Source organism: Actinosynnema sp. ALI-1.44, assembly GCF_001984155.1.
Taxonomy (GTDB): Bacteria; Actinomycetota; Actinomycetes; order Mycobacteriales; family Pseudonocardiaceae; genus Kibdelosporangium.
In genome coordinates this window covers 117,205-132,941 of record NZ_MTQO01000054.1, presented here as the reverse complement: position 1 = coordinate 132,941, position 15,737 = coordinate 117,205, and the positions used below count along the sequence as shown (strand labels likewise).

General features: G+C 68.0%; 19 protein-coding genes. 6 read left to right on the top strand and 13 right to left on the bottom strand.

Annotated elements, in window-relative coordinates; all coding sequences use genetic code 11:
* Positions 1-250: 250 nt before the first annotated feature.
* Positions 251-688 carry a hypothetical protein gene (locus tag ALI144C_RS55040; RefSeq protein ID WP_143231319.1) on the top strand — a complete coding sequence of 146 codons (438 nt, stop codon included), beginning with the start codon at positions 251-253 and terminating at the stop codon, positions 686-688.
* Here ALI144C_RS55040 and ALI144C_RS47555 read toward each other — a convergent pair.
* Both ALI144C_RS47555 and ALI144C_RS47550 read right to left on the bottom strand, forming a co-directional pair.
* Positions 627-2,003, bottom strand: coding sequence for a serine hydrolase domain-containing protein (locus tag ALI144C_RS47555; protein ID WP_076993913.1), 1,377 nt, complete (start codon positions 2,001-2,003; stop codon positions 627-629). The genes ALI144C_RS55040 and ALI144C_RS47555 overlap by 62 nt on opposite strands.
* Complete coding sequence (locus ALI144C_RS47550) at positions 2,000-2,248, bottom strand: hypothetical protein (protein WP_237774658.1); 249 nt, start codon at positions 2,246-2,248, stop codon at positions 2,000-2,002. The genes ALI144C_RS47555 and ALI144C_RS47550 overlap by 4 nt, the downstream gene beginning before the upstream one ends.
* Before the next feature lie 190 nt (positions 2,249-2,438).
* Here ALI144C_RS47550 and ALI144C_RS47545 point away from each other — a divergent pair, with 190 nt between their 5' ends.
* From ALI144C_RS47545 to ALI144C_RS47535, 3 genes are all read left to right on the top strand, one after another.
* Positions 2,439-3,347, top strand: a complete 909-nt coding sequence (locus ALI144C_RS47545) for a helix-turn-helix domain-containing protein (RefSeq protein ID WP_076993911.1) — start codon at positions 2,439-2,441, stop codon at positions 3,345-3,347.
* A gap of 191 nt (positions 3,348-3,538) precedes the next feature.
* Positions 3,539-5,317, top strand: coding sequence for an asparagine synthase (glutamine-hydrolyzing) (gene asnB / locus ALI144C_RS47540; protein WP_076993910.1), 1,779 nt, complete (start codon positions 3,539-3,541; stop codon positions 5,315-5,317).
* 19 nt (positions 5,318-5,336) lie between these two features.
* Complete coding sequence (locus ALI144C_RS47535) at positions 5,337-5,756, top strand: MarR family winged helix-turn-helix transcriptional regulator (protein WP_237774657.1); 420 nt, start codon at positions 5,337-5,339, stop codon at positions 5,754-5,756.
* A 65-nt stretch (positions 5,757-5,821) separates the two neighbouring features.
* Here the strand turns inward: ALI144C_RS47535 and mutM are convergent, their stop codons facing one another.
* The 6 genes from mutM to ALI144C_RS47505 all read right to left on the bottom strand — a co-directional run bounded on the left by mutM (position 5,822) and on the right by ALI144C_RS47505 (position 9,581).
* Positions 5,822-6,679 (bottom strand): bifunctional DNA-formamidopyrimidine glycosylase/DNA-(apurinic or apyrimidinic site) lyase, encoded by an 858-nt coding sequence (gene mutM, locus ALI144C_RS47530; protein ID WP_076993909.1) that lies wholly within the window; start codon positions 6,677-6,679, stop codon positions 5,822-5,824.
* Complete coding sequence (gene rnc / locus ALI144C_RS47525; protein ID WP_076993908.1) at positions 6,672-7,427, bottom strand: ribonuclease III; 756 nt, start codon at positions 7,425-7,427, stop codon at positions 6,672-6,674. Before rnc ends, mutM begins: the two co-directional genes overlap by 8 nt.
* Positions 7,428-7,453: 26 nt before the next feature.
* A complete protein-coding gene (gene rpmF, locus ALI144C_RS47520; RefSeq protein ID WP_076993907.1) occupies positions 7,454-7,636 on the bottom strand; it encodes a 50S ribosomal protein L32 in 183 nt (60 codons plus the stop codon).
* 2 nt (positions 7,637-7,638) lie between these two features.
* The gene (locus ALI144C_RS47515; RefSeq protein ID WP_076993906.1) at positions 7,639-8,229 is read right to left on the bottom strand and encodes a YceD family protein; all 591 of its coding nucleotides are present in this window, start codon (positions 8,227-8,229) and stop codon (positions 7,639-7,641) included.
* 85 nt (positions 8,230-8,314) lie between these two features.
* Positions 8,315-9,082, bottom strand: coding sequence for an ATP synthase F0 subunit B (locus ALI144C_RS47510; protein ID WP_076993905.1), 768 nt, complete (start codon positions 9,080-9,082; stop codon positions 8,315-8,317).
* Between the two features lie 91 nt (positions 9,083-9,173).
* Positions 9,174-9,581 carry a ribonuclease domain-containing protein gene (locus ALI144C_RS47505; RefSeq protein ID WP_076993904.1) on the bottom strand — a complete coding sequence of 136 codons (408 nt, stop codon included), beginning with the start codon at positions 9,579-9,581 and terminating at the stop codon, positions 9,174-9,176.
* Positions 9,582-9,636: 55 nt separating this feature from the next.
* Between ALI144C_RS47505 and ALI144C_RS47500 the strand changes: the two genes are divergently transcribed.
* The gene (locus ALI144C_RS47500) at positions 9,637-10,077 is read left to right on the top strand and encodes a GNAT family N-acetyltransferase (protein ID WP_202819250.1); all 441 of its coding nucleotides are present in this window, start codon (positions 9,637-9,639) and stop codon (positions 10,075-10,077) included.
* Here ALI144C_RS47500 and ALI144C_RS47495 read toward each other — a convergent pair.
* From ALI144C_RS47495 to rsmD, 4 genes are read right to left on the bottom strand one after another with little or no spacing between them, the layout of a single operon-like run.
* Positions 10,023-11,195 (bottom strand): serine hydrolase domain-containing protein, encoded by a 1,173-nt coding sequence (locus ALI144C_RS47495; protein ID WP_076993902.1) that lies wholly within the window; start codon positions 11,193-11,195, stop codon positions 10,023-10,025. The genes ALI144C_RS47500 and ALI144C_RS47495 overlap by 55 nt on opposite strands.
* 38 nt (positions 11,196-11,233) lie before the next feature.
* On the bottom strand, positions 11,234-11,887 hold the full coding sequence (gene merB / locus ALI144C_RS47490) for an organomercurial lyase (protein WP_076993901.1): 654 nt from the start codon (positions 11,885-11,887) through the stop codon (positions 11,234-11,236).
* Between the two features lie 51 nt (positions 11,888-11,938).
* Positions 11,939-12,421, bottom strand: a complete 483-nt coding sequence (gene coaD / locus ALI144C_RS47485; RefSeq protein WP_076993900.1) for a pantetheine-phosphate adenylyltransferase — start codon at positions 12,419-12,421, stop codon at positions 11,939-11,941.
* A 51-nt stretch (positions 12,422-12,472) separates the two neighbouring features.
* Positions 12,473-13,015 (bottom strand): 16S rRNA (guanine(966)-N(2))-methyltransferase RsmD, encoded by a 543-nt coding sequence (gene rsmD, locus ALI144C_RS47480; RefSeq protein WP_076993899.1) that lies wholly within the window; start codon positions 13,013-13,015, stop codon positions 12,473-12,475.
* 321 nt (positions 13,016-13,336) lie between these two features.
* On the opposite strand from rsmD, the gene ALI144C_RS47475 reads away from it, so the two are divergent.
* Complete coding sequence (locus tag ALI144C_RS47475; protein ID WP_076993898.1) at positions 13,337-15,427, top strand: HelD family protein; 2,091 nt, start codon at positions 13,337-13,339, stop codon at positions 15,425-15,427.
* Between the two features lie 9 nt (positions 15,428-15,436).
* On the opposite strand, the gene ALI144C_RS47470 is transcribed toward ALI144C_RS47475, so the two are convergent.
* On the bottom strand, positions 15,437-15,733 hold the full coding sequence (locus tag ALI144C_RS47470; RefSeq protein WP_076993897.1) for a DUF2087 domain-containing protein: 297 nt from the start codon (positions 15,731-15,733) through the stop codon (positions 15,437-15,439).
* Positions 15,734-15,737: the final 4 nt, after the last annotated feature.

Below are 15,737 nucleotides of genomic sequence, written 5' to 3'. Positions count from 1 at the left end.
AGCGTGCATCCCCGTGCCCCTCCGCTGAGGTTCACCTGATGGGGTCTTTATGCGCCCGAACACCGCCTTTACGCGATCCTGAGGCCGACGGTCACAGACAGTCCCCTGACTAGGCCATTTGGGGGACGCAACGGCGAGTGGCCGGGCACACAGAGCAAACGCCTGTCGATACAAGCCGTCACCGAAACAACCACTGTTCAACCGGCCGTCAGCCGTCGTTTCGCAACCCGCGACGAGAGCGCAGGCCGCGATGTACGTCGACGCCCTCCCACCACACCCCGGGCACAGCTGGTTCGACACCGCCCCGCCAGAAGTCCAGGCACGACTACGCGCCCTCGCCGTCGACGGTCTGCTGCCTCCGTGGCACGAGTGGTTCCCACCGGACGTGCTCGACCTGCCCGACGGCCCCGAGAAAGCTCGGTTCCTCGCCGAGATCCCCCGAGTGCCGTTGGCGTACTTCGGCGAACCCGCTCCGGACGGTGCCGACGTCCCGAGCGGCTACCTCCAACTGAGCGACGCCTATCGTGCCGCGGCCGACGAAGCGGAACGCCGAGGGTGGTGGGTTCACCGCGAGAACGCCCACCACCTGGCCATGCTCACCCAGCCGTCCCGCGTCGCCGACCTGATCACGCGCTTCGCGGGTGCACCCGGCAGTTGGTGTGGAGGTATCGCGCCGTTCCGTCGGTGAAGTCGTAGATGGCGACTGTCTGGGTGTCCTCCAGCGGATCCGTCGGCGGCATCAGGAAATGTGTCGCGCTCACCGGCAGCAGTTCGTACCGGACGCGGTCGGGTTTCCCCATGAACGCCGCCTGCATCGGGTCCAGGACCAGCGTCAGCGACAACCGCCCATTGACGGCTGCCACCTCGTACCGCGCGCCTGGCCGCTCGTAGACGCCCTCGTACACGGACAGATCGAGATCCAGCGCCGGATCCGGGGCGGGCAGGTCGGGGATGGTGACGACGCCGAGGCCGGTGAGGACCTCGTTGAACACCTCGCGGTGGAAGCTCTCCCTCGGGCCGCCGTTCGTCAGCATGGTGACGGCGGTGTTCGAGTCCGGCAGGAGTCTCAGCCGGGCGTTCTGGCCGATCGTGCTGCCGTCCGACGCGTACACGGTCTCGCCATGCCAGTCGCACACGATGAGCCCCAGCGCCCATTCCGGCCCGAACATGTACGGATCCGGGACGGGCACACGCGAACGCTTCATCTCTTCGACGCTCGCCGCCGACAGGATCCGCTTTCCGTTCGGCGCAACGCCTTCGTTGAGCAGGACGTGCGCAAGCGCCAGGACGTCACGGGTCGTCGACGTGATCGTGCCGCCCGGCCCGAACGCACGCGGCAAGTGATGGATCGGCGTGACGATCGGGCCTTCCTCCAGCGAACGGATCAGGTGCCCGGTCGCGGCGCGGGTCTCGTCCACCTGGTCCCTCCAGCTGTTCGTGTCGGTGAGGCCCATGGGTTCGAAGAGTCGGTCCCGCAGGATGTCGTCCCAGCGCTTGCCGTCGTGCAACTCCAGGGTTCGCGCGAGGATCGCGTATCCCAGCGCAGCGCTGTATCCGTGCGTACGGCCCAGCGGGGACACCTGGGGCGCGTCAACGATGTTGCCGACCATGCGCTCGTAGACGTCGACGTCCTCGCCCGGATCGCCGTATGCTTCCTCGATTCCGTTGGTGTGGAACAACAAATGCCGCAGCGTGACCTCGGCGGTCGTGCGGGGGTCGGCCACCGCGAACCCGGGCAGGTAGGTCCGCACCGGTTCGTCGAGGTCGACGGCGCCTTCGTCGACGAGTTGCATGACGGCCAACGCGGTCCAGGTCTTCGTCATGGAACCGCACTGGTAGACGGTGTCGGTCGTGACCGGTTCCCGCGTTTCCACGTTCTTCACACCGACCGCGAACTCCGTCACCTCGCCGTCGTGCAGCACGCCGACCGCGGCACTCGGAATCCCGTACTGGGCAAGGAGATCCGCGACCCGAGTCCGCAACCGCGGTACGTCGACCGTCATCGCGCCAGGCCGACCGCGTTCGCCGCGTCCGCCTCGAAGTACTCCGTCGAGGCATGGGCACCGGTGTGCGTCTCGAAGAAGTCCCGGACTCCGGCGATGGAGTCGTGGGTGAGGACGTTCACCGCCCTGGTCCCGTCCTTGCTCGCGACAGCGAGCTTCCACTCGGTGCCCTTCGGCAGCTTCGCGTGCACCTTCTTCAGGCCGTCCCAGAACTTGGTGTTGTCGGAGACGACTGACACAGCCATCACGTGCATGGTGGTACCTCCCTTTCCGAATGTGGAAAAGCTATGTTGCGTTTCCAGCAGCGTCAACGAGCCAATCCATAAAAGCCCAGGTCAGCCCGAGAATCGTTGCAACAGAACTGCCGCGAAACGCAACCGCGACCATGGTGGCGTTGCACTGTATTGTTCGTGAACGCAAAGGAGGTGCGCGACCGTGCCAGGCCCGAGGCTGACCGACGACGACCGCGAGCGGATCGCCCTGTGGCTTGCCGAAGGTCTCGGATACGCCGAGATCGCCCGACGGCTGGGGCGACCGACCTCCACGATCAGCCGCGAGGTGGCGCGCAACGGGACACACGGCGCCTACCTGGCCGACCGGGCACAGCAGGCCGCAGGCGACCGCGCCCGTCAGCGCAAGCGGACTCGTCAGCCCGAACCGACCACGAACGAGACCACGCAGTCCTTCGTCGACGAGTTCGCGCCGCTGCTCGCCGCGACCGGGATGCCGAGAATGACCGCACGGGTCTTCGCCTGCCTGCTCACGGCGGACACCAGCGGCCTGACGTCAGCCACACTCGTCGACCTGTTGCGCGTCAGCCCGGCATCGGTGTCCAAGTCCATCGGCTACCTCGAAGCCATGGAACTGGTCGCGCGCCGACCGGATCCCACCGGGCGCCGGGAGCGCTACCTGATCGGCGACGACATCTGGCTGCGAGCCTGGCAGGCCGACACCGGAGCGCACGGGAAGATCGCGGCCGCCGCACGGGCAGGCGCGGAAGCCTTCGGCACCCATACTCCGGCGGGCACCCGGCTCGGGAAGATGGGCGAGTTCTTCGGCCGCCTCAGCGAGCAGATGAGTGACAGCCCGCTCGCGGAAGGCGTCGCGTATGACGCGTCCACAGTGCTGGCCGCACTGGTGTACGCCAGACGCCCGCTGCCCGCGGACGCCCTCGCGGCCGCGCTGGGCTGGCCTAGAGAGAGGGCTGTCGCGGCTGTCGCGGCGATCCACGCGAAACCGGCACTCGCCGATCCGCTGGAGCTCCAGGTGATCGAGCCTGACACATACGCCGTCACGGTCAGGCCAGACCGGCTGAGCGCCGCACAACGGAGTGCTCTCAACTAGTCGGCGTACACCCATTCGAGCGAGGCGCACGCCACATCCACCACTGGCCGGGTTGGCAAAAAGAAGCCACCACCTGCACCGACCGTTCCCCGCCCAACCGTTAACGCTGTGTAACCGCTTTGTCATCCTTGCATGAATTAGTTGTATCAGCTAACTATGTAGCTATACGGACAGTACTTGCGAGGTGACTTATGTGTGGAATCACCGGTTGGGTCTCGTATCGCCGGAACCTCACCCAGGAACAGGAAACCCTCGACGCGATGACCGAGACGATGTCCTGCCGCGGCCCTGACGCGGCGGGGACGTGGTCCCAGCCGAACGTCGCACTGGGTCACCGTCGGCTCGCGGTGATCGACCTGCCCGGCGGGGCACAGCCGATGCGCGTCTCGACTCCCGACGGCGACGTCGTCATGGTGTACAGCGGCGAGGCCTACAACTTCACCGAACTGCGTGAAGAGCTCAGCGACGAGCCGTTCTTCTCCGACAGCGACACCGAGGTCGTGCTGCGTGGCTACCTCCGGTGGGGACCCGCCGTCGCCGACCGGCTCAACGGGATGTACGCCTTCGCGATCTGGGACGGCCGCACCAAAGAGCTCGTGATGATCCGCGACCGGATGGGCATCAAGCCGTTCTACTTCTACCCCACCGCCGACGGCGTCCTCTTCGGCTCCGAACCCAAGGCGATCTTCGCCAACCCGCTGGCCAAGCGCGTCGTCGACGTCAACGGGTTGCGTGAGCTGTTCGGGTTCGTCAAGAGCCCGAGGGACGCCTTCTGGCAGGGCATGCGGGAAGTCGAGCCGGGCACGATCGTCACCGTCTCGGCCGACGGCATCAGGACCCGCACCTACTGGCGGCTGGAAGCCAAACAGCACACCGACTCCGTCGAGGACTCCGTGCTGCACGTGCGCGAACTCCTCGACGACATCGTCCGCAGGCAGCTGATCGCGGACGTCCCCCGCTGCGTGCTGTTGTCCGGCGGCCTCGACTCCAGCGCGATCACCGCACTGGCCGGGCACCAGCTCGACGAGCCGGTCCGGTCGTTCGCCGTCGACTTCACCGGCCAGACGGAGAACTTCCAGCCCGACGAGTTGCGCGCCACCCCGGACACGCCCTACGTGCACGACGTGGCCGACCACGTGAAGACCGACCACACCGACATCGTGCTCGACCACGGCGCGCTGTCCGATCCCGAACTGCGCCGCAAAGTGGTGATCGCACGGGACATCCCGAGCGGCCTCGGCGACATGGACGCGTCGCTGTACCTGCTGTTCAAGGCGATCCGCGGCCAGTCGACGGTCGCGCTGTCCGGCGAGTCGGCCGACGAGATCTTCGGCGGGTACAAGCAGTTCCACGACCCGGAGATCCAGCGGACGGACTTCTTCCCGTGGTTGATGCTCGCCCGTGACATGTTCACCGAGTCCGCGGTCGCCCCCGGCCTGCTCAAGGCGATGGACCTGGGCTCCTACCTGCGCGACACCTACGCGTCGGCCGTGGCCGAAGTGGACAGGGTCGAGGGCGAGGACGACTTCACCCACCGGATGCGGGTGATGTCGTACCTGCACCTGACCCGGTTCGTACGAATCCTGCTGGACCGCAAGGACCGCATGTCCATGGCGGTGGGTCTCGAAGTGCGTGTGCCGTTCTGCGACCACCGGCTCGTCGAGTACGTCTACAACACGCCGTGGTCGATGAAGACCTACGACGGCAGGGAGAAGAGCCTGCTGCGCGGCGCGGCCAAGGACGTGCTGCCGGAGTCCGTGGTCAAGCGCGTGAAGAGCCCGTACCCGTCCACACAGGACCCGCTGTACCTCGCGGACATCGAGCAGCAGGTCAAGGCGATCCCGGCGAACCACCCGGTTTACTCGCTGATCGACCGCGCCGCCGTCGCGGACGGCAAGCGGCACACGCTCGAACGGACACTCACCCTGGCGACATGGCTGGACATCTACCAGCCGGAAATGGTGTTCTAACGCCTGTGAAGGGCGAAATGTGACAACTGAACAGCAGGCGTTCGACATGGTGATCGCGCTGCACCGGCTGCTCAGAACTCTGCGGCACGCGGTGCGGGACACCACGCTGCAGCCAACCCAGGTGCTCGTGCTGGCGCAGTTGGTGACCAGCGGGCCCATGCGCGTCGGTGAACTGGCGGCACGGGTGCCGTGTTCGCAGCCGACGGCGACCGTCGCGGTCGCCGGCCTCGAGACCGCCGGTTACGTCCGCCGGGTCCCCGACCCGGCGGACGGCCGCGCGATCCAGGTCGGGGTCACCGACGAAGGCAGGCAGATGATGTTGTCACTCGCCCACGGCGAGGCGCACGAACTCGCCGAGCGGATGAACCAGCTCGACCCGGCCGACCAGGACCAGATCCACCAGACCGTAGCCCTACTGGCAAAACTCGCCCAACCCTGACCGCCGTGTCCACCGTTCAGGCACCCCGAAACATGGCCACGGGGGCCGGAGTGGTGGACCCGCGGTTAGCTGGCTGGGCGGGGCTGGCAGCGGGGGCATGAGAACGAGGACCGGTTCATGAACGCCTCGCGCCTGATCGGCCTGCCGCAGCGCGTGCACGGCTTGCCTTCCTGGCCGTAGACGTTCAGCGAGCGGTCGAAGTAGCCGGACTGGCCGTTGATGTTGACGTACAACGCGTCGAACGACGTCCCGCCGACCGCGAGGGCCTCGTTCATCACCTCGGTCGCCGCGTCGAGCAGCGCCGCCGCCTTCGGGGTGGTGAGCCGGTCGGTCGGCCTGGCCCAGTGCAGTTTCACGCGCCAGAGCGCCTCGTCGGCGTAGATGTTGCCGATCCCGGACACGAGCGTCTGGTCGAGCAGGGCTCGTTTCACGTCGGTGTGCTTGCGGCGCATCGCCTTGACCACCGACGCCTGGTCGAACGCCGAGTCCATCGGGTCGCGGGCGATGTGGGCGACCTGCTCGGGCAGCCGCTCGCCGTCCACTTCGACCATGTCGTCCAGTGCGAGACCACCGAAGGTGCGCTGGTCGACGAACCGCAGCTCGGGGCCGTCGTCGGCGAACCGCAGCCTGACCCGTAAGTGCTTCTCGTCCGGCGATCCGACCGGACGGATGAGCATCTGCCCGCTCATCCCCAGGTGCGCGATCATCGCGTCGCCGCCGGACAGCTCCACCCAGAGGTACTTGCCACGTCGCCGGGCGGCGTCGATGCGCTGCCCGGCCAACCGTGATTCGAAGTCGAGCGCTCCCGGCAGGTGCCTGCGCACCGCGCGCGGGTGCATCACCTCGGCTTGGGTGATCACCCGGCCCGCTGCGTGCTCCGCCAGACCTCGGCGGACGACCTCGACTTCGGGGAGTTCAGGCACCGCTGACGCCGGTGCCGTTCTGCGGTGGCAGATGGATCTCGGAGAGCTCGCGGTACGCCGCCTCCGCCGCCTTCTGCTCGGCTTCCTTCTTGGTCCGGCCGTCACCGCTGCCGTAGCTCTGCCCGGCGACCACGACGGTCGCCTTGAACTCCTTGCGGTGGTCCGGCCCCTCTTCCTCGACCCGGTATTCGGGTACGCCGAGACCGGCCGACGCGCACAGCTCCTGCAGGCTCGTCTTCCAGTCCAGACCCGCACCGCGGCGTGGCGCTTCGTCGAGCAGCTGGTCGAACAGCTTGTGCACGACCTTGCGCGCGACGTCGATGCCCTCCTGCAGGTACACCGCACCGATCACGGCTTCGAGCGTGTCGGCGAGGATGCTCGCCTTGTCCCGGCCGCCGGTCAGCTCCTCACCACGGCCGAGCAACAGGTGCGCACCGAGACCGCCTGCGCCAAGACCCCTGGCGACCCGCGCCAGCGCGTGCATGTTCACCACGCTCGCCCGCAACCGAGCCAACTGGCCCTCCGGCAACTCGCTGTGTGTCCGGTACAGGTGATCGGTGATCACCATTCCCAGCACCGAGTCGCCGAGGAACTCCAGCCGCTCGTTGGGCGGCAGGCCACCGTTCTCGTACGCGTACGAGCGATGGGTCAGGGCGAGCTGCAACAAGTCGGAGCCCAACTCGACGCCGAGCGCGTCACTCAGCGAACTGGGATCTCCCGTGCCGTTCCGGCCGCCCCTACCTCCCATTGCCCTGTATGCCTCCGCCTTTTCGATCAAGCAGGCTGCGTGACCTGGCGGCCGTTGTACTGGCCACAGTTCGGGCAGGCGACGTGCTGGGGCTTGGGCTGGCGGCAAGCGCGGTTGCTGCACGGCTCAAGTGCGATCGCAGTGGTCTTCCACTGTGCGCGGCGCGAGCGCGTGTTCGAGCGCGACATCTTCCGCTTGGGAACGGCCACGGCTACTTCTCCTCAGGTCGGTCACTGGAATCCCCGAGCCGGTCTTGCAACGCGGCCCAGCGGGGATCGATTTTCTCATGCCCGTGGTCGGGACCGAGATCGGCCCACTTCACTCCACAACCGGGGCACAGCCCGGCGCAGTCGGGCCTGCACAACGGGACCAGCGGCAACGCGAGCACGAGGGCGTCGCGGACCACGGGCTCCAGGTCGATCCGGTCTTCGACGAGGCGCGGGACCTCGTCTTCGTCCGTCGTCTCCTCGGTGGCGCTGTGCGGGTAGGCGAACAACTCCGTCAGCTCCACCTCGACCCGGCTGGTCAGCGGGTCGAGACACCGTGCGCACTCGCCCTCGACGGGCGCGGACGCGGTGCCGGAGACCAGTACACCCTCGACCACCGACTCGAGCAGCACGTCCACGTCGACGACCGCGCCACGCGGGGCGGCGATCACATCCTCGACGCCGAGCGGTGACTCCAGGGTCACCGTACGGTGGATGGCACGACTGCTGCCCGGGCGGCGGCCGAGCTCACGGGTGTCGAGCACCCACGGGCTGGCGGCGGCGTTCCGGGTGGTGGCCTGCCGGTTTTCGGACATGTCAGAACTCAAGTAGGTAGTTGGTCGGGAAAGGTCAACCCGACAAGCGTACGTGATTGGAAGTCCAGGCGCTAAATCGGGGCGATTATTGACCGTCGTAGTCATAGGGCGCGCCACCGTTGTGCTGCGGCAGCGTCGGCTGGACATGCGGGTTCGGTGCGTGCACGCCCGTGACCTGGGTGGCACGCAGGTGCGTGCGGCCCTTGCCGACGGTCCGCAGCGTGTGCGCGAGCAGGTCCTCGAACTCGGCGAGCTTTCCGTCCACATAGGCGTCGCACTCGGTGCGCTGGCGGTCGGCCTCGGCCGCGGTCGCCTCCAGGATCCGGTTGGACTCCATGTGCGCGGCGGCGACGATCTCGGTCTGCGAGACCAGGCGGGCCTGCTCGATCTGACCGTCCTGGACCGCGTGCTCATAGGACTCACGACCGGCCTGGAGCATCCGCTCGGCCTCGGCGTGCGACCGGCCGACGAGCTCCTCGTACTCGGCGTGGCCCTTCTCGACCTCGCGGTCGGCCTGCTGCTCGGCCTCGGCGACCATGCGCTCGGCACGGGCGCGGGCGTCCGCGAGGATCCGCTCGGCCTCGGCCTGCGCGTTGGCCAGCGTGTTCTCCGCGTCGGAGTTGGCCTTGCTGACCTTGGTCGCGGCCTCGTGCTCGGCCTTGCCGACGATCTCGTCGCGCTTGTCGAGCACGTCCTGCGCGTCGTCGAGTTCGCCGGGGATGGCGTCCCGGATCTCGTCGAGCAGCTCGAGGCTGTCCCCCCGCGGCACGATGCAGTTGGAGGTCATCGGGACGCCCCTGGCCTCCTCGATGATCGTGACGAGCTCGTCGAGAGCCTCGAACACCCGGTACACGCTGTCTGTCTCCCTCAGGCCCGTGAGCGGATTTCGCCCACCCCAGTCTGCCCGTAACCAGGCGGACTGGGGTGGACTTCGGAGGGGTGTGTCAGGCGCGTGTGTCGACGAGTTTGAAGCTGGCGTAGTGGTCGGCGGTGTAGAAGTACTCGCCCGCGTTGCCGGTGACGATCCGCCGCGCGCCGCGCGTCGAACTGCCGGGAGTCTTGACTGTGTACTCGTGGTAATAACCGGTCGAGCAGAGCGGCAGGAGCTTCTCGCGGTTCTGGAACACCGTGCCGTCCTGCGGGAACGGGTACGGACCGCCCTTCTGGATCAGCCGTACGGTGTCCGTGGCCTGACTGGGCAGGGCGGAGAGGTTGACCTTGGTGTACCCGGACGTGTCACCGCACGCGGCCTGGACGGCCACCTGGCCCGCGCCCGCGGGAGCCGCCACCCCGACGAGACCGATCACCAGAGCGAACAGGATCTTCACTGTGCGTAGTGTGATGGTGGTCATTCACCGAATGTAGCCCGTTCGCGTGACGGCCGGATGAATGATGAACGGCGTGGTTATGCAGATCAGGCGAGCTCAAGCGGCGGACGTGCCCGTGATCGTCGAGATGATCGCCAACGACCAGCTCGGCGCGAAGCGCGAAAGCCCCGGCGACCCCAGGTACCTCGACGCCTTCGCGGAGATCGACGCCGACCCGAACCAGTACCTGGCGGTGCTGGAGGTCGACGGGAAGGTGGCGGGCACGCTGCAGCTGACGTTCACGCCCGGGCTGTCCCGTCTCGGCATGAAGCGCGCGACGATCGAGGCGGTCCGCGTGCACGCCGACCACCGCGGCGCGGGCCTCGGCCAGCACCTGTTCGAGTGGGCGATCGCGCAGGCCAAGGAACGCGGTTGCGGCCTGGTGCAGCTGACGACCGACGCGAGCAGGGCCGACGCGCAGCGGTTCTACGAGCGGCTCGGGTTCGAGGCCAGCCACGTCGGGATGAAGCTCAAGCTCTGAGCGTTCCCCGTCGGCGGCCGCCACGGTTCGCCGCAGAACTCCAGGTTGACCGCGTGCACCATGTGCAGGACCTGGGTGCCGTCCTTGGGACTGAACAACGAACTGCTGACGACCACCTGCTTTCGGGCGTCGGCCGTGCCGAACGAGAACGTCGAGTACCCGGGGATGGCGCCGGTGTGTCCCCACAGCCGCACACCGCACGTCGTGGACATCTCCTCGACGCCGAGGCCATATCGCGGCCACACCGGATTGGTGGTCGTGACGGCGTCGGTACGCATTCGGTCGGCCAGCTCACGCGGCAGCAGCCGCCCGGTCGCCAGCGCGGTGTGGAAACGCTGGATGTCACCGGCACTGGACACGATTCCGTAGGCGGCCCACGCGAACGACGGATCCAGCTCGGTCAGCTCGGTCCGTGGGCCCGGATCGATCCGGTAGTGGCCCGACGCGTGCGGCCCCCACACGAACGGCAGCGCGGGCAGTTCGGTGACACGCATCCCGGCGGGCTGGAACACCCTGTGCCGCAACTGGTCGGCGAGGTCGTCGCGGGTGACCCGTTCGACGATCAGGCCGAGCAGGACGAAGTTGGTGTTGGCGTACTTCCAGGTGCCGGGCGCGCCGTGACCGAGCCCGTTGGCGATCCGGACCAGGCTCTCGGGCGTGTACCGGCGCCACACGTAGCCGGCCGGGTCGGCGAACTCCGGCGCGTTGACGTAGTCGTTGAGGCCACTGGTGTTGTGCAGCAACTGCTCCACGCGTACGTGTTCGGCCCCGGGCACGAGCCCTGGCAGCACCGTGCCCAGCGTGCTCTCCAGCGTGAGACGGCCTTCGTGCACGAGTTGGAGCACCACGGTCGCGACCATCGGCTTGGTCAGGCTCGCGATCCGGAACCGGCCGTCCACCGGCAGGGGCGCGCCGGTCGCCACATCGGCCACACCGGCCTCGGCCCGCCACGCACGCCCGTTGTCGCGCACTGTCAGCACGACGCCCGGCACACCCGCGGCGACCATCCCGTCCAGATGCGCTTGGATCTCGGCCTTGACGTCAATGGCCGCCCGAGCGGGTTGAGCCAGCCACACGAGTAACACGAACACGCTGATCAGCCTGGAAGTCGATCTCATGGGCCCGCAACGTAGCGAGCCCGACCTGAGAACAGTCCTCAGCTCGGCAGGCCCCAGAACGGGCCGCGCAGCCCGACTTCGGCGAAGTAGGCGGCCGCCGTGGCCGGTTCGCGGCGGGTGTACCCGGGCTGCATCCGACCGGCGTACCAACCACGCGCCAGCCGCCACAGGGTGGCCAGATCCATCACGTAACCGGGTTCCCTGCCGTCGAGCCACGTTTCGACGCAGTCGGTCGAGCAGAACAGGCGTTGGTTGGCGCACGCGTGCACGACGTCGTCCCAGACGCGGGCGGCGGGCGTGAGGAAGTGGGCAACCTGATCACCCGATGGCGGCGCCTCCCTGCCGACAACCCACGCGTGTGGGGTGTCGCAGGCCGGGCAGCGAGTGGCGACCAGGACGTCCGGTTCGGACTCGACCAGGTGCGGGACGGCGAACGAGTCCCACGCGCATCCGCCCCACCACAGGGTTTCCGCGCCCATCACGGAGAAGCCGAGCGGGATCGACGCGAACGGGTGTGCCATCACGATCTCGTCCCGGTCCATCACGAGATCGCGGCTCTCGTGCAACGCGGCCAATGCCAGCCGGACGTCGGACTGCTCGAGCCCGGTGTCAGCCGCCAGATCCGCCACCGACGGCGCGTCACCAGTACGGGCGAAGTGGGTGTAGACGGCCACCCTGACCAAGTCGCTCATCGCGGCAGTGTGCCGCGACCGCGCCGGGGAAGTCTTGGACGCTGGTGCGCGTCAGGCGCGTTCGGCCAGCCGCTTGAGCAACCGGTCGTGGATCTGGGGCGGCAGCAGGTGCGAGACGTCCCCGCCGTACTTCGCCACTTCCTTGACCAGCGAGCTGGACAGGAAGCTGTACGTCGGGCTGGTCGGCATGAACAGCGTGTCGACGCCCGACAGCTGCTGGTTCATCTGCGCCATCTGCAGTTCGTAGTCGAAGTCGCTGACCGCGCGCAGGCCTTTGACGATCACCTTGATGTCGTGCTGCTTGCAGTACTCGACCAGCAGGCCGTGCCAGGAGTCGACGCGCACGTTGGTCAGGTGGCTGGTCACGTCGCGGAGCATCTCGGTGCGTTCCTCGACGGTGAAGAGCGTGGTCTTCGACTTGTTGATCAGTACCGCGATCACGACCTCGTCGAAGACGTTCGCGGCTCTCTCGATGATGTCCAGATGCCCGTTGGTGACCGGGTCGTACGAACCTGGGTAGACCGCCCTCCGCATGGGCCGAAGTTAGCAGCCGGCAGGCGCCGACCACGGGTTCCGTGTTGCCGGTCACTCCTCCGGGTGTTCGGCCCAATGCAGCACGGTGTCGCCGTACTTCTTCTTCCGCATCGGTTCGAGCGGCGACGGCCAGACCGGATCAGCCGCCCGCGCGGACTGTTCGAGCACGATCAGGGCACCTGGCGCGGTCCAACCGGACAGGACCGTCACGTCCGCGGCGACATCCAGGTCGTAGGGCGGGTCGGCCAGCACGACGTCGTACGGCGCCGGTTCACCACGGAGGAAGGTGGCCACCTTGCCGTGCACGACCGAAGTGCCGGGCAGACCGACCGTGGCGATGTTCGTCCTGAGCACGGACACGGCCGTGCGGTCGGCTTCGACGAACGTGACCGACGCGGCGCCACGGGACAGGGCTTCGAGGCCCAACGCACCCGATCCGGCGTAGAGGTCCAGCACTCTGGCACTGGACAGGTCGAGCAACGCGTCGATGGCGCTGAACAGCGCCTCGCGCACCCGTTCGGACGTCGGACGCGTCCCCCGGGGTGGTACGGCCAACCGGCGGCCGCCGGCCGTACCTGCCACTATCCGAGTCACGGGGTGATGATCTCACCGGCCGTTGTGGCCGCCTCCGTCGACGTGCAGCACCGAGCACGTCCGGCCTGCGTCCGGTGATCACCACGGCCAGCCCGTCGCCGACCAGCTGTGATGCGATCGCGCGGCCGATGCTGTCCCCGCGCCTGTGACGGCAGCGGTCACTGTCATGGGGGCATAATGTTCGGATGGTCGTGGAGTTGGTCAAGCTTTCACGTACGTGGAACGTGATCTGGACCAACATCCAACGGACAAGTGGTTTGTCAACCGCTGAGAGAGCGTAATGTGGCTCTTCCGTCCCAAAGAAGAACCCGGGGGTCGTGGGTGTCGCAGGCCGCAGTCCGACAGGCTGAGATCGCTGTCGAGCAGAAGCACGTTGACGTTGTCTACGCGCGCCTGGCCGACATGCGAGTCGAAGCCGAAGAGATGCGTGATCGCGGTGACCGGCTCGCGCACGGCGCCGGCACCGAAGCCGTGTTCGAGCAGGCGTCCATGCTCTACGAGCGCGACGTGATGGTCCGGCACGCCAACCGGATCCTCCAGATGCTCGACTCGGAGCACGAGGGCCTGGTGTTCGGCCGTCTCGACGACAGCACCGGCGAGACGCTGTACGTCGGCAGGCTCGGCATCCGCGACGCGGAGTTCGAGAACCTCGTGACCGACTGGCGCGCGCCCGCGGCGGCCGCCTTCTACCAGGCCACAGCCGAGCAGCCGATGGGTGTGGTGCGCCGCAGGGTGATCCGCTCGACCGGCCAACAGGTGGTCGAGATCGACGACGACCTGCTGATGCCCGACGCGCAGCCGGACACCATGCAGGTGGTCGGCGAGGGCGCGCTGATGGCGACGCTGAACCGGGCCCGTGGCGATGCGATGCGCGACATCGTGGCGACCATCCAGAAGGAGCAGGACGAGGCCATCCGCGCGCCGTGGCGCGGCGTCACGGAGATCACCGGCGGACCGGGCACCGGCAAGACGGCCGTGGCCCTGCACCGCGTGGCGTACCTGCTGTACCGCGACCGCAAACGCATGGGCAGCGCGGGCGTTCTGGTGCTCGGGCCGTCGACCGCATTCACCTCGTACATCTCGCGTGTGTTGCCGTCGATGGGTGAGGACAGCGTCGAACTGCGGTCGCTGGGCAACTTGCTGGACGGCATCGAGGCGACCAGGGTGGACCCGGCGCCTGTCGCGGCGATCAAGGGCTCGCTGCGGATGCGCCGCGTGCTCAAGAAGGCGTTGCGCAACACGCCGCCGGACGCGCCGACGGAACTGCGCATCACCTACCGCGGCGAGGTGCTCAAGCTCAACGAGCAGGAACTGGCCAAGGTCCGCCGTCAGGTGCACAGCCTCGGCAGGCTGCCCAACCGGTCGCGCGTCGACGCGGCCGAGGCGCTGCTGGAAGCGTTGTGGCACAAGGCGGAGTCCTATGAGGACTACCACGTCACGAAGAAGGACCTGCTGGTCGACCTCGGTGAGCGGATCGACTTCCACCGGTTCGTCGTGGTCTTCTGGCCCGTTCTCACCGCGACCGACGTGCTCCGCTCCCTCGGCGACCGCGGCCGGTTGGCTCGAGCGGCGGGCTCGACGTTGTCGAAGCGTGAAGTCGACCAGCTCGCAGCGTCATGGCGCCTGGGCGACTGGTCCGTGGCGGACGTGGCCCTGCTGGACGAACTGCGGACGCTGATCGGGCCGCCGCCCAAGCGCCGCACCCGCCGCGCGATGCTCGAGGAAACGCCGGACCCGAGTGGACGACGGCGTCCGGAGAACTACGAGGACTACTCGCACATCGTGGTCGACGAGTCGCAGGACCTCTCGCCGATGCAGTGGCGGATGATCGCCCGGCGTGGCCAGTACGCCAGCTGGACCCTGGTCGGCGACCCGGTGCAGAGCACGTGGCCGGACGTGGCCGAGGCGCAGGGAGCGCGGGACAGCGCGCTGGGCAAGCGAACCACGCGCCGCCGTTTCACGCTGCGGACGAACTACCGCAACTCGGCGGAGATCTTCAACCTGGCGGCCCGGGTGGTGCGGGACGTGGCGTCGGACGACGAACTTCCCCGCGCGGTCCGCGACACCGGTGTGGAACCGTCGGTGGAAGTGGTCGCCGCGGCCGCGCTGCCGGACGCGGTCCGCCGCGCGGCACGGGAACTGCTGAACCAGGTGGACGGAACGGTCGGCGTGATCGCCTCGATGACCAGCATCGACACCGTCCGGTCCTGGATGTCCGAAGTGGACGACGACCGGCTGAAGATCGTCGACGCGATCGAGGCGAAGGGCCTCGAGTACGACGCGGTGGCCCTGGTCGAACCGAACGAGATGGTCGCCGAGTCGCTGACCGGCCCGCGCACCCTCTACGTCGCGCTGACCCGCGCCACACAGCGGCTGACTGTGCTGACCACAGACGAGAAGTGGCCGGGCTGAGCCCGCGGATCACGCCACCCAGCCACCGGTGCGCCAGTACTGGCCGTGCTCGCGGCTGAGCAGGTCCTCGTCGACGAGGTAGCGGCGCAGGGTGACGTAGTCGGTCTCGCCGCCGTGGCACCAGGCGCGCAGGACGACGTCGACTTCCTTCTCGGGGAACCTGCGGCCGGGTTCGAACGAGGCCGCGATGTGTTCGAGCAGGATGCGTCTGCGACCGCGTTTGGCCGGGAACCTGACCAGGCGACCGTCCTGGATGAACGTCCGGAGCACCTTCTCCGCCTGCGCGTCGGCGTAACCGAATTCCATACCG

Bases quoted from the DNA above. Each gene is read 5' to 3' on its own strand.
- ALI144C_RS55040 (WP_143231319.1), top strand. From the start codon at position 251: ATGTACGTCGACGCCCTCCCACCACACCCCGGGCACAGCTGGTTCGAC.
- ALI144C_RS47555 (WP_076993913.1), bottom strand. From the start codon at position 2,003: ATGACGGTCGACGTACCGCGGTTGCGGACTCGGGTCGCGGATCTCCTT.
- ALI144C_RS47550 (WP_237774658.1), bottom strand. From the start codon at position 2,248: ATGGCTGTGTCAGTCGTCTCCGACAACACCAAGTTCTGGGACGGCCTG.
- asnB (WP_076993910.1), top strand. From the start codon at position 3,539: ATGTGTGGAATCACCGGTTGGGTCTCGTATCGCCGGAACCTCACCCAG.
- rnc (WP_076993908.1), bottom strand. From the start codon at position 7,427: ATGGGAGGTAGGGGCGGCCGGAACGGCACGGGAGATCCCAGTTCGCTG.
- ALI144C_RS47515 (WP_076993906.1), bottom strand. From the start codon at position 8,229: ATGTCCGAAAACCGGCAGGCCACCACCCGGAACGCCGCCGCCAGCCCG.
- ALI144C_RS47505 (WP_076993904.1), bottom strand. From the start codon at position 9,581: ATGACCACCATCACACTACGCACAGTGAAGATCCTGTTCGCTCTGGTG.
- ALI144C_RS47500 (WP_202819250.1), top strand. From the start codon at position 9,637: ATGCAGATCAGGCGAGCTCAAGCGGCGGACGTGCCCGTGATCGTCGAG.
- ALI144C_RS47495 (WP_076993902.1), bottom strand. From the start codon at position 11,195: ATGAGATCGACTTCCAGGCTGATCAGCGTGTTCGTGTTACTCGTGTGG.
- merB (WP_076993901.1), bottom strand. From the start codon at position 11,887: ATGAGCGACTTGGTCAGGGTGGCCGTCTACACCCACTTCGCCCGTACT.
- coaD (WP_076993900.1), bottom strand. From the start codon at position 12,421: ATGCGGAGGGCGGTCTACCCAGGTTCGTACGACCCGGTCACCAACGGG.
- ALI144C_RS47470 (WP_076993897.1), bottom strand. From the start codon at position 15,733: ATGGAATTCGGTTACGCCGACGCGCAGGCGGAGAAGGTGCTCCGGACG.